Source organism: Streptomyces sp. NPDC005648, assembly GCF_040605395.1.
In the GTDB taxonomy this organism is placed as follows: domain Bacteria; phylum Actinomycetota; class Actinomycetes; order Streptomycetales; family Streptomycetaceae; genus Streptomyces.
The window spans coordinates 105,112-116,672 of sequence record NZ_JBEXCS010000006.1; the positions used below are offsets into that span (position 1 = coordinate 105,112).

The 11,561-nt window shown below is 72.1% G+C and carries 9 protein-coding genes and 3 pseudogenes; 3 read left to right on the forward strand and 9 right to left on the reverse strand.

The window, feature by feature from the left end:
* Nucleotides 1-36: 36 nt before the first annotated feature.
* A pseudogene (locus ABZT17_RS05330) lies at nt 37-207 on the reverse strand (amidohydrolase family protein); the annotation flags it as partial.
* Between the two features lie 79 nt (nt 208-286).
* Between ABZT17_RS05330 and ABZT17_RS05335 the strand changes: the two are divergent.
* Nucleotides 287-911, forward strand: a pseudogene (locus ABZT17_RS05335) (F420-dependent oxidoreductase); the annotation flags it as partial.
* Nucleotides 912-926: 15 nt separating this feature from the next.
* Here ABZT17_RS05335 and ABZT17_RS05340 read toward each other — a convergent pair.
* Nucleotides 927-1,973 carry a LacI family DNA-binding transcriptional regulator gene (locus ABZT17_RS05340; RefSeq protein ID WP_356343948.1) on the reverse strand — a complete coding sequence of 349 codons (1,047 nt, stop codon included), beginning with the start codon at nt 1,971-1,973 and terminating at the stop codon, nt 927-929.
* A gap of 198 nt (nt 1,974-2,171) precedes the next feature.
* Here ABZT17_RS05340 and ABZT17_RS05345 point away from each other — a divergent pair, with 198 nt between their 5' ends.
* A complete protein-coding gene (locus tag ABZT17_RS05345) occupies nt 2,172-3,224 on the forward strand; it encodes a cellulase family glycosylhydrolase (protein WP_356343950.1) in 1,053 nt (350 codons plus the stop codon).
* A gap of 86 nt (nt 3,225-3,310) precedes the next feature.
* On the opposite strand, the gene ABZT17_RS05350 is transcribed toward ABZT17_RS05345, so the two are convergent.
* From ABZT17_RS05350 to ABZT17_RS05375, 6 genes and pseudogenes are all read right to left on the reverse strand, one after another.
* Nucleotides 3,311-3,982, reverse strand: coding sequence for a response regulator transcription factor (locus tag ABZT17_RS05350; protein WP_356343953.1), 672 nt, complete (start codon nt 3,980-3,982; stop codon nt 3,311-3,313).
* A gap of 104 nt (nt 3,983-4,086) precedes the next feature.
* Nucleotides 4,087-6,069: a protein kinase gene (locus tag ABZT17_RS05355; RefSeq protein ID WP_356343956.1), complete on the reverse strand. Its 1,983-nt coding sequence runs from the start codon at nt 6,067-6,069 to the stop codon at nt 4,087-4,089.
* A gap of 56 nt (nt 6,070-6,125) precedes the next feature.
* Nucleotides 6,126-7,350: pseudogene (locus tag ABZT17_RS05360) on the reverse strand (globin domain-containing protein).
* 211 nt (nt 7,351-7,561) lie between these two features.
* Nucleotides 7,562-8,368, reverse strand: coding sequence for an SAM-dependent methyltransferase (locus ABZT17_RS05365; RefSeq protein ID WP_356343957.1), 807 nt, complete (start codon nt 8,366-8,368; stop codon nt 7,562-7,564).
* Between the two features lie 83 nt (nt 8,369-8,451).
* On the reverse strand, nt 8,452-8,706 hold the full coding sequence (locus ABZT17_RS05370; protein ID WP_356343959.1) for a DUF397 domain-containing protein: 255 nt from the start codon (nt 8,704-8,706) through the stop codon (nt 8,452-8,454).
* Entirely contained in the window at nt 8,703-9,578 is an 876-nt protein-coding gene (locus ABZT17_RS05375) for a helix-turn-helix transcriptional regulator (RefSeq protein WP_356343961.1), read from the reverse strand. The genes ABZT17_RS05370 and ABZT17_RS05375 overlap by 4 nt, the downstream gene beginning before the upstream one ends.
* 265 nt (nt 9,579-9,843) lie before the next feature.
* Here ABZT17_RS05375 and ABZT17_RS05380 point away from each other — a divergent pair, with 265 nt between their 5' ends.
* Nucleotides 9,844-10,287 carry an ATP-binding protein gene (locus ABZT17_RS05380; protein ID WP_356343963.1) on the forward strand — a complete coding sequence of 148 codons (444 nt, stop codon included), beginning with the start codon at nt 9,844-9,846 and terminating at the stop codon, nt 10,285-10,287.
* A gap of 24 nt (nt 10,288-10,311) precedes the next feature.
* On the opposite strand, the gene ABZT17_RS05385 is transcribed toward ABZT17_RS05380, so the two are convergent.
* Nucleotides 10,312-11,547 (reverse strand): GAF domain-containing SpoIIE family protein phosphatase, encoded by a 1,236-nt coding sequence (locus ABZT17_RS05385; RefSeq protein WP_356344123.1) that lies wholly within the window; start codon nt 11,545-11,547, stop codon nt 10,312-10,314.
* Nucleotides 11,548-11,561 lie beyond the last annotated feature (14 nt).

Consider the following 11,561-nt stretch of genomic DNA (forward strand, 5'->3'; position numbering starts at 1 on the left):
CGGATAGATCCGATGACAAGGCGGTCTCGGTCACCGTCACCGCTCGTGGACGACCCTGCCGTCGAACACCGTCAGATCCACCTCCACGTCCGTGATGCCATGCGGATCCAGGTCGAGCAGCGGCCGGTCCAGGACACACAGGTCCGCGACCTTGCCGACCTCGATCGATCCCTTCCACTCCTCGGCGAAGTCCTGCCGGGCCGGGTGGAACGGGCCCCCGCCGCCCGGGCAGAACACAGACAAGCAGCAGTCCCACGATGACCGCGACGCCCCACATGCTGCTCGTGCCGGCTTCGACTCCGTCATGGTCAGCGAGCACGTCGTGCTCGGACCGGACGCGGGCGCCGACGGCGTCATGGGCGACCCGCGCGACTACGCCCTGCCGGGCAACCAGGACCCGTACACCCCCTGGCCGAACTCGCTGCTGCCGGCACGGGAGTTGGGCACCCTCGACCTGCTCGGCGAGGGGCGGCTGCTCGACGAGCACCTGGAGGTGTGGGCCCAGGCCTGGGGACCGTCACCGATCTCGCACGAGAGAGCACTACCCGTTCCGTGACGTCTACTTCGAGCCCAAGGCCCACCGCCCCGAGGGCCCCCGGCTCTGGTTCGGCGGCCGGCGGCTGCACGGGCCGGTGCTGCGGCGGCTGGTGCGGTACGGGCACGGCTTCCGACCGCTGGGCAGGCCGGCACCGCAGGACCTCCAGCTGCCCAAGGACGCCATGGCCGCGGCCGGGCGGGACGTCACCGAGCTGGAGATGATCGGCGGCACCCGGGCCGTCTTCCCCGACGACCACCGGACGGCCGATCTCGGCGCGGCCCTCGCCTCGATCCCCGAGCAGCTGGAACTGGGCTTCACCACCTTCCGCGTCAAGCCGAACCAGTTCATCGACGACCCGGACGGGGTCGGGGCCGTCGGCCACGGTTCGTCAGTCCGGCGGTGGGGCCGTGCTTCGTCTGATCGCCAGGCTGACCGGCACGAGATCCGTGCCGGGGCGGGAGTCGCCGCCGGTGCGGATCTGGTGCAGCGCCTTCTCGACACAGCGCCGGCCCACCTCCGCGAAGTCCTGGTGGACCGTGGTCAGCGGCGGCACGAAGTACGCGGCGTCCGGGATGTCGTCGAAGCCGACCACACTGACGTCCCCGGGGACGTCCCGCCCGCGTTCGTGGAAGGCGCGCAGCAGACCGAGCGCCATCTGGTCGTTGGCGGCGAACACCGCTGTGCAGTCCGGCTGTTCGGCGAGCCTGAGACCTGCCGAGTACCCCGACTCGGCCGACCAGTCGCCGTGCAGCGGCGGCGGCACCGGGCGCCCGGCCTCCTCGAGAACCGTGCGCCAGGCCTGAGTTCGGCGCTGACCGGCGTACGAGGACTCGGGCCCGGTGACATGCCATACGGTCCGGTGCCCCAGGTCCAGCAGATGCCGTACGGCCTTGCGGGCGCCGTCGGCCTGGTCGGTGTCGACCACGCCGTGGCGGTCGCCGGCGTCGGAGTCGACGACCACGACATGGACGCCCGGCGGGAGCTGTACCGTACCGGTGTCCAGGAGATGGATCTCCATGATGACGATGACCGCGTCGACCGCCAGCTCGCCCATGCGTGTGAAGGCGCCCAGCACGTTGTCCTGGGTCGGCACGTCGATCGGGATCAGGGTGATCGCGTACCCCTCGGCCGCCGCGTGCGTCGCGATCGCCTCCACCGTACGGCTGTTGCCCGTCGAGGAGAGACTGAAAAGGATCACGCCGATGGTGTTGAACTGGCCGTAACGCAGCGCCCGGGCCGCGCTGTTGGGGCGGTAGCCCAGCTCGCGCATCGCGGCGAGCACCTGCTCCCGGGTCGAACTGATCACCCCGGCATGGCCGTTGGAGACGCGCGAGACCGTCTGGGACGAGACGCCGGCGAGCTTGGCGACATCGGCCATCGAGACCCGCTGCTTGCGGCGCCCGCCGGGTACGCCGGACCCGCCCCGTTCCACCACTGGTGCCTCCCTCGGCCAGGGCCCCGTGCGGGGCCTGCTGCGCAACCCACCGGATGGTACGCGTGAGAAACCTTGACTGCCGCTGGGGCGGATGCCAGGATTCCGGCGCCCCCGAGTTTACGTAAACATCGGAGTGGAGGATATGTGATGTTTACGTAAACATGCGGGCGCCGAGCCGTCTCTCGAAAGGTCATGTCGATGCGCAAGACCCCCGCCGGAAACCGCCTCACCTCCCGGCTGCGCGCCACCTGTGTGGCCGTCGCGATCGCCGCGGTCAGCGGTGCGACCCTGGTCGGCGGCCCCGCCTCCGCCGCACCGACCGGCACGACCCAGTTCAAGGGCGTCAACTGGGCCGACCCGCGTGACAACTACGCCGACGACTACCTCCAGCTGTCCGGTCTGTCGACCACGGACACCTACGCCCAGACATACGCGAAGGCGACCCGGATCATCTCGGCGTTCCGCGCCAACCTCGGGGCCAACACCGTCCGGCTGCCCATCAACCCGTACACCGTCAACGGCGCGTACTGGAAGTCGTACCGCGCGGTCGTCGACGCGGCCTCGGACCGCGGGTTCAAGGTCATCCTGTCCTACTGGGAGGGCACGGGCGACCAGAAGGACGGCTTCATCGACGACGAGTCGACGTACTGGCCGATGTGGAACACCGTGGTCAAGGCCTACCGGCACGACCCCAAGGTCTACTTCGAGCCGATGAACGAGCCGCACGGTTACACGGACGCCCAGTGGGCCGACATCGCCGCGAAGTGGCTCTCGACCTACCCGTCGGTGCCCCGCGACCGCGTCTTCGTCAGCGGCGCCGGCTACAACGACCACGTCACCTCGGTCTGCGCCGACCCGCGCCTGAAGGGCACCTACCTCTCCCTGCACCACTACGGCTTCTGGAAGTCGTACGCCACCTACGACCAGTGGGTGAGCGACCTCAAGGTGCGCATCGGCGACTGCGCGAGCCGCACGGTGATCGACGAGTTCGGCGCTCCGATGACCACCGGCCTCGACTACGACAGGCCCGCGCCGGACGACAACTACGTCAACTTCATCCAGGCCGAGACCGACACCGCCCGTGCGCTCGGCATGGGTTCGGTGTACTGGCCGGGTCTGCGCACGGACGACACGTACTCGATCCAGAAGCTGACCGGCGATGCCGCCAAGCCCTGGCTGGTCACGACGAACCAGTCCGGCGCCGACCGGCTGGCGTGGGCCTGGGGCCGCGGGAAGCCCGTCCAGAAGTGATGCGTGGCTGATCCGTGGGTGATCCACGGGTGAGCCGTGCTCGATCGGTACGACCGGGGGGCCGCCGCCCGCCGGTCGTATCCGCGTCAGGCCGCCGGTCGCACCAGGCCCGACTCGTAGGCGAACACCACCGCCTGCACCCGGGCACGGGCGCCGATCTTGGCCAGAATGTGGCTGACGTGGGACTTCACGGTGGTCGGGGCGATGGACAGCCGCTGTCCGATCTCGGCGTTCGACCAGCCGGAGGCCACGGCGGTGAGGATGTCGCGTTCGCGGCCGGTGAGCGCGTCCAGGTCGACCGCCCGGGTGAGGCGGGGGACCGGCTGCTCCTGACGGACCGTCTCGATGAGCTCGCGGGTCAGCGCGGGGGTGATGACCGCGTCCCCGGCGGCCACGACACGGACCGCGGCGATGAGTTCCTCGGGGGTGGCCTCCTGCGGGAGGAAGCCGCCGGCTCCGGCGCGCAGGGCCGCGGAGGCATAGGCCTCGCTACTGGTGGGCGTCAGGACGAGAACCCGCGGCCGGCGCTCTCCCGGCACGGTGGGGCGGCTGATGCGGCGGATGGCCTGGACGCTGTCCGCGTCGGACACCCGGCCGCCCATCACGACGACGTCGGGCCGCAGGTCGGCGCTCATGCCGGTGGCCTCGAAGGCGGTCGTCGCCGCGCCGACGACGGTCAGATCGGGTTCGGCCGCGAGGAGCATACGGAGGCCGAGGCGCTGCAGGGACTGGTCATGGACGACGAGTACGGAGGTCATGGCGTGCTTCTCCCCTGAACGAAACCGTTTCGTTCACGTGTGGATCAGCGTAGCCCCGTCGCTATCGAAACGGCATCGTCTCGCTTGTGGCATCGATCACGCGGTCAGTCGGTTTCGCGCAGCGCGGTCCAGGTGTCCTTGCGTACGACGCCGTCGGCCGCCAGTCCCTTGTCGCTCTGGAAGCTCTCCACGGCGGCCGTGGTGCCGGGACCGAACTCGCCGTCCACGCCCGTGCCGCCCACGTCGTATCCGCGTTTCGTGAGCATGCACTGGACTTGGAGGACACGTTTGCCGCTGTCGCCCTCGACGGTCCGGCCGTTGCCGGAGTAGTAGGTGCAGTCGGAGATCCACGGCGGGGTGGCGGGCTCGGAGGAGACCTCGGTCGAGGGCTCGGTCGTCCCGCTGGAGGCGCTCGGCCCGGTGACGGGAGTCCCGGCCCCGGGAGAACCGGCCCCTCCGGTGGCGCCCACGCCCGAGGCGGACGGGCCGGCGGCGACCGATGACGTCGGAGAGGTGTCGGGTCCGGCCGCGCCGTCGACGCTCTTGCCGGACGTGGAGGCGGAGCCCGATCCTCCGGAGATCGCCGAGACGGCGACGCCGGGCAGGGAGTCGTCGCGTGTCGTGCCGCTCCCCGGGGAGGCGTCCGACCCGTAGTGGTCGGGGCGGGACAGCGCGAGGATCCCCGCCGCCGTGGCACAGAGGACGACACCCACGGCGACGACGAGCAGGGGCTTTCTTCGTGCCCGGTCCCGGGTGTGGGTGCGGGCGGCTGCCTCGGGTAACCGGTCGGGCGCGTTCGCCGGGTCCACCGGGGGACCGTCGTGCGGGGCCGCGGGGAGCCCGTGGGGCGTCTCCAGCGGGAGTGCGGCCGCGGGGGCGGCGGGGGCGGGGTCGTTCGGGTGCTCGGCGGGGGGTGCGGGCGCCCCCACAGGCCTGCTGCCCGCGGGTCTGTCGTCAACGGGTCCGCTGCCGGCGGGTCTGCCGTCCACGGGTCCGCTGCCGGCGGGTCTGAAGTCGGCCGGTCTGTCGTCGGGCGGTGTCCCCGGTGTGGGTTCCACCTCGGGTCCCGCGTCGGGTTCCGCGTCGGTCGAGCGCAGGCGGGGCGCGTCGGCCGGGAGGCGCTCCAGCGTCTCGTACGCCCGTTGCCGGGTCAGCACCCGGTTGGCCAACGGTTCGGGCCATTCGGTCGCCCGGGCGCGGGGAGAGGCCGTGCCGACCAGCTCCCGGGGGGTGGGCCGCTGCTCCGGTTCCTTGGCCAGACAAGCGGACAGCAGGGCGGCCAGGTCCGGATCTGCCGCCGCGACCGTGGCGAGCAGTTCCGCGTTGGGCTCCTCGAAGGCCACCCGGTGCATCACGTCGACGCCGGTGCCGTCGCCGAACGGGGCGCTGCCGGTCGCCGCGTAGACCAGTGTCGCGGCGAGCGAGAACACGTCCGATTCCGGTCCGCAGGTGCCCGTCCTGAGATGTTCCGGTGACATGTACGCCGGGGTGCCGACCCGGTTGCCGGTGCCGGTCAGAGCACTGGCGTCCACGGCCTTCGACAGGCCGAAGTCGATCACATAAGCGCCCCGCACGGACAGCAGCACATTGGACGGCTTCAGGTCCCGGTGCACGATCCCGGCCGCGGCGAGATCCGCCAGCGCCCGCCCGAGCTCCGCCACCAGCCGCCATACGGCCCCGGTCGCCAGAGCCCCGTCCTCGCGCACCGCGTCCGCCAGATCGAGGCCCGGCAGGTACTCGGTGGCCATCCACAGCAGCCGGTCGTCGAAGCCCGTGCCGCACAGCCTCGGTGTGTGCGGGGTGCGGACCAGGTCGTGCACCGACGCCTCGCGCTCGAAGCGGCGCCGGAACCCCGGGTCGTCCGCGTACTCCGGCCTGATCACCTTCGCGGCGACCAGTCCGGGGCCGCCGCCCGCCGGACGGGCGAGGTAGACCCGGCCCATGCCGCCGCTGCCCAGCAGGGCCAGCGGCACGTAGGGGCCGATGCGGCGCGGGTCGCCCGAGTGCAGGGGAGCGGCGCCGGACTGCCGCAGCGCGGCGGCCTGGTCCGGCGCCGAGTCCGGTGGCACCGGCCGGTGTTGTGACACGGATCTCCCGAAGTGATGTTCGTCGTATGCCAGTTCGCCCATGCGGGAAAACGAGGCTAACGCGTCCGGCGTGCGGCGACAGGGTTTCGGCGGGTTTTTGGTCGGTCCGTCTCACCCGGGAGCCAAAGGTCCGGACCGAACACCTCGTAGCGGATCCGTCGGGCCGGGACACCGGCGCCGAGGAGCTGGGCGCGGACGGCGCGCATGAAGGGGAGGGGGCCGCAGAGGAACACCGGCGCGTCCGAGGGGAGTTCGACGCCGTCGAGGTCCATCAGGCCGCTGTGGGCGGCGGGTTCCTCCGGTCCGGCCTGCTCGTACCAGAACTCGGCCCGCGCGTCCGGCAGTTCGCCGACCAGTCGGCGCGTCTCGGCGCGCAGGGCATGCTCGGAGGGGGAGCGGTCGGCGTGCAGGAGCAGGACCGGGCGGGGGGAGCCCAGGGCGGCGAGGTGGGCCGGCACGGCCGTCATCGGGGTGCCCCCGATGCCCGCCGAGACCAGCACGACGGGGGCGGTGGCGTCGTCGAGGCGGATGTCGCCGAAGGGGGCGGACAGGGTCAGCTCGTCGCCCTCGTGGACCTCGGCGTGCAGCAGGTTCGAGACCTCGCCGTCCGGTGCGCCGGCCTCACCCGCCACCCGCTTGACCGTGATCCGCCGCAGCTCTCCGCCCGGGTCGGCGCAGCTGACGCACCCTGTCCGGCATCCGGACCCGCACGCTCACGTACCGGCCGGCCCGAGCCCGCGGCGCCCGCCGGCCGGACGCAGCAGGAAGGACACCACCTGCGCGGTCTCCGTCCGGCGCTCGACGACCGTCCACGGCCGCCAGATCTCGCCCGGCCGGACGCCCGCGTCCTGGTAGAGCCGCGCCTCGCGGCCGGTCAACGCGCCCGCCATCAGCCAGTACACCTCGTCCCAGGCCGCCGCCACCTCGGGTGTGACGGCCTCGCCCAGCACCTCGGCCATCGCGCCGAACAGCTACTTGTGCACGATCGTGTACTGGTCGTCGGTGACCCCGACCGCCGCGTGCTTGTGCGCGATCCGCTCCAGCAGGACGTCCGGGGGACCCGGGATCGTCGAGCAGCGCGCTCGCGAACCCCGCGACCGCCCCGGCCAGTGCCTGCCGCTGGGCGCCGCCGGCCTGGTTGCCGCGGTTGAACATGCCGTCGAGCAGCTCCGGACGGTCCCGGAACATGGCGCCGTAGAAACGAGCCGTGATCTCGTCCAGCGCTCCGGCCACGGCGGGCGGTGTGGCGCGGACCACGGCGGCGGACTCCGCGGACAGCATGGAACCTCCCGGCAGGGGGACCGACGGGCGGGGCCGCGGCCTACGAGCGCGGCGGCCACCTCTGTGCAGCAGGCGGCCACCCGCGTTTCCGTGCCGGAGAGGGCCGTCGGAGCCAGGAGGGGCCGGTCCGCTCCGGGACCGGGGACCAACGGCCCAAGGGCCGTGCCCGGTTCCGGGGCCGACCGGCCCCCATGGCTCTCCCTCCCGGGCCCTACGGCTTGATGCCCACCCCGGTCCACAGGCTGACCTCGGCGTCCGTGGCGTCGACCACCCCGTCCGGGCGCCAGCGGTGGCCGACCGAGACCCCGGGGTCGAGCAGGTCGAGCCCCTCGAAGAAGCGGGCGACCTCCTGCCGGGAGCGGAACTGCACCGGTGTGCCGGCGCCGTTGTAGATGTCGGTCACCTTCTGCCAGGTGTCCGGGTCGAAGTCGGGGGTGCAGTGCGACAGGGCCAGCGCGCTGCCCGGGGGAAGCACGGCCAGCAGCCGGTGCACTATGCCGTACGGGTCCTGGGCGTCCGTGATGAAGTGCATCAGCGCGTTGAGCGACAGGGCCACCGGCCGGTCCAGGTCGAGGACCGCGGCGAGTTCGGGCGCGTTCAGCAGCGTGTCCGGGTCGTTGACGTCCGCCTCGATGTAGGTGGTGCGGCCCTGGGGGGTGCTGCGCATCAGGCGCTCGGCGTACTTGAGGACGAGCGGGTCGTTGTCGGCGTACACGACCCGTGCCTCGGCGACGACGGACTGGGCCACCTGGTGCAGGTTCGGCTCGGTCGGGATGCCCGTGCCGATGTCCAGCCACTGGCGGATGCCGTGCTCCCGGGCGAGCACACGGGTCGCACGGTGCATGAAGGCCCGGTTCTCCCTGGCGCACACGAAGATGCCGGGGTAGACCGCCGCGACGGACTCGGCCGCCTGCTGGTCGATCTCGAAGTGGTCCTTGCCGCCGAGGTAGTAGTCGTACATGCGGGCGGAGTGCGGCCTGCTGGTGTCGATGTCCCGCGCGACGTGCGAGTTGGTCATCCTGTCCCTTTCAATGGTGAGCGTGGGGGTGTCGGGCAGGTCGCGGCCAGGGCCGGCAGGATCCTTCCCGCTCGGTTCCTGGTTCAGCCGGTGGCGAGGTGGTCGGCCAGACCGCGTTTGACCCCGGCGACGAACGCGGCGATCTCCTCCGGCGTGTAGATCAGCGCGGGACCGGCCGGATCGGTCGACTGCCTGAGGGCCACCCGGCCGTCGGCCAGCTGCTTCGTCTGTACGCACTGGCCCCCGTTGGGGCCGCTCCACGGGGACTCCCAGCCCTGCTCGCCGAGGGCGGTCGCGGGCATCCCGTTGTAGACGTGGTGACAGTCGATGGTGGTCATGAGTACTCCTTGCGCATGCGATTCAGGAGTGCCCTGCTGTCCGCGTCCGAGGTCAGCAGGGACATGCGGTTGTGCGCCTCGAGATGCGCCACTACGTCGGAGCGCTGGTCCAGGTAGAACGCGCCCGTCAGCAGCTCGCTGTAGACGATGTCCGGCAGCTCCGGGGCCTCGAAGCGGAAGTAGGTGAACGGCGCGCAGGCACCGACATGGGCGCCCGCGGTGAACGGCACGACGTCGACGCTGACGTGCGCCAGCTCCGAGAGTTCGAGTAACCGCTCGATCTGCGCCCGCATCACCTCGGGGCCGCCCACCACCCGGTGCAGCACGGCCTCCTCCATCACCACCCACAGCGTCGGCGCGTCGGGTCTCTCCAGCAGTTTCTGCCGCCGCAGCCGCGCCTCCACGCGCCGTTCCAGATCCTCGTCGCCGTCGTTGGGGAAGCCGCCGCTGAGCACCTCACGGGCGTAGGCGCGGGTCTGCAGCAGCCCCGTGACGTAGTGCGGCTCGTAGGTGCGCAGCGTGTGCGCACCGCTCTCCAGGCTCACATAGGCGCTGAACCAGCCCGGCAGCACATCGCGGTACGTGTGCCACCAGCCGGGTTCGTTGGCCCGTTCGGCGAGCTCGACGAACTCCTCGATCTCCTGCCGGTCCGCCCCGTAGGTCTGCAGCAGCAGCTCCACGTACAGGGGCCGGAGGCCGACCTCCGCCTTCTCCAGCCGGCGGATCGTCAGGGAGGTGACCCGCAGCGCCTTCGCCGCGTCCTCGAGGGAGACGCCCGCGCCCTGCCGCCGCTCCTGCAGCCGCCGGCCGAGGATCATGCGCAGCACGGTGGGAGCACTGTTGCCACCCGAGCTCTGACGGCCTTCGCTCACGCCCGCACCTCCTGAGGAACTGTCACCCGACCGAGTCTGTCAGCGACTTGCTGAGCCCACCAGACCGATATCGGCCCGCTGAAATTATCAGCAGGTCTGTTGCAGGTTGAACTTGGGTGCGATCATAGTTGCTTGTGTGAGCCGTGCCGCCGAACGCGAGCGCGGTCCGTCAACCGTCCCTACCCCGCTACGAGTTGGCGTGCTCCGACGCACAGGGCGTCTCCCCCGCGCCCGGCTGCGCCCGCCCCCACGGAAGGCCAACACCGTGTCCCCCCACCTCACTTCGGCTCGCCAGCTGTTAGACGCGGCTGATCCCGACCGCACCCACTGGCTCGAACTCCCGGCCCACCGCTCCAGCATCAGAGTCGCCCGGCGCTCCGTCGGCACCCGGCTGGCCGGCTGGCAGCTTCCGGTCGAGCTGTGCGAGGACGCGGTGCTGCTCCTGTCCGAGCTCGCCACCAACGCCGTACGGCACACCCTCAGCGCGCGGATCCTGTGCGGCATCGGGTTCCTGAGCGATGTGTGCCTGCGCCTGGAGGTGCACGACCACGACTACTCGGGCCGCCATGAACCGTCCCGCCGGGAGGCGGGCCCCGACGACGAGGGCGGGCGCGGACTGCTCCTGGTGGAACAGCTCGCCGTCGCCTGGGGAGTCGACCGGTCCAGGCTCACCGGTGGCAACGCCGTCTGGGCCAACCTGACGGCCTGAGTGGGCGCGCCGGCGGGCGGGCTCTCAGTCCTTCGCGGGCGTCAGCTCGGCGAGCAGCAGGGTGCGGTCGTCCACCCCGGGCGTACCGGTGGGGGCCCGCAGCAGCTGCTTGCACAGCGCGGACAGGGCGTCGTGGTCGCCGCCCGGTGGCCCCGCGGAGGCCTCGTCCACATGCCGGGCGAGGCGGGCGATCTCGTGGTCGATGTCGGTGTCCCGGGACTCCACCAGGCCGTCGCTGTAGAGCACCAGCAGACCGGGCTCGGTGACGCTCAGCACGGTCGGCTCGTAGTGGCCGGTGCCGAGCCCGAGGGGCAGGCCCGCCCCGACGAGCGGTACCGGCGCGGTGCGGCCGTCCGGGCCGCGCAGGAGAGGCGGCGGGTGCCCGGCCCCCACGAGGGTGCAGGTGCGCCGCCGCGCGTCCCACTCGGCGTAGATGCAGGTCGCGAAGGAGGCGCCCGGAGTCTCGCTGGCCAGCGCGTCGAGCCGTCGTATGAGCTCCGCGGCGGGAATGTCCAGGCCCGCCAGCGTGCGTACGGCGGTGCGCAGTTGGATCATCGCGACCGCGGACTCCGGGCCGTGGCCCATCGCGTCGCCGACGATCAGACTCACCCGGTCGCCCGGCCGGTGCAGCACGTCCGACCAGTCACCGCCGATGATCGTGCCCTCTCCGGCCGGCAGCGAGCCATGGGCGATCCGGCAGCCCTCGACCTCCTGGACCGCGCCGGGCAGCAGACTGTTGCGGATGGCCAGCGCGGTGCGCCGCTCGCGCTCGTAGCGGCGCGCGTTGTCCAGGGCCACGGCGGCCCGCGCGGCCAGCGACTCGGCGGCGGCCACCTCCGAGGTGGAGAACGGTCCCCGCTCCGACCCGCGGGTGCAGGCGACGAAGCCGATCGTGTCGCCCCGCAGCCGCAGCGGCGCCACCAGGAACGCCCCCACCTTCAGCAGCTCCTCGACGCGCTCGTCGCCGGCGGCCGCGGCGATCAGCCGCTCCGTGGTGTGCGCGTCCACGGAGTCCAGCGACTGTGCCTGTCCCTCGACGAGGGCACGGGCGTAGGGCGTCCCCCGGGGGAAGACGATGACCTCGCCGACCGGCAGGACCCCCTCCCAGGTCTCGGGCGCGTCCGTGCCCACCCGCAGGGCCAGTCGGCGGGCCTCGATCTGCGGCGGGTCGGCGACGGCGTACGCGGTCTCCTCGCGCCGCCAGCGCTCCAGCAGGTACACCGACGCCGCGTCGCAGAACCCCGGCGTCAGGGCGTGCACCACATGGCTGCCGG

Coding starts and splice junctions, on each gene's coding strand:
- ABZT17_RS05345 (WP_356343950.1), top strand. CDS start 2,172: ATGCGCAAGACCCCCGCCGGAAACCGCCTCACCTCCCGGCTGCGCGCC.
- ABZT17_RS05370 (WP_356343959.1), bottom strand. CDS start 8,706: ATGACCACCATCGACTGTCACCACGTCTACAACGGGATGCCCGCGACC.
- ABZT17_RS05350 (WP_356343953.1), bottom strand. CDS start 3,982: ATGACCTCCGTACTCGTCGTCCATGACCAGTCCCTGCAGCGCCTCGGC.
- ABZT17_RS05365 (WP_356343957.1), bottom strand. CDS start 8,368: ATGACCAACTCGCACGTCGCGCGGGACATCGACACCAGCAGGCCGCAC.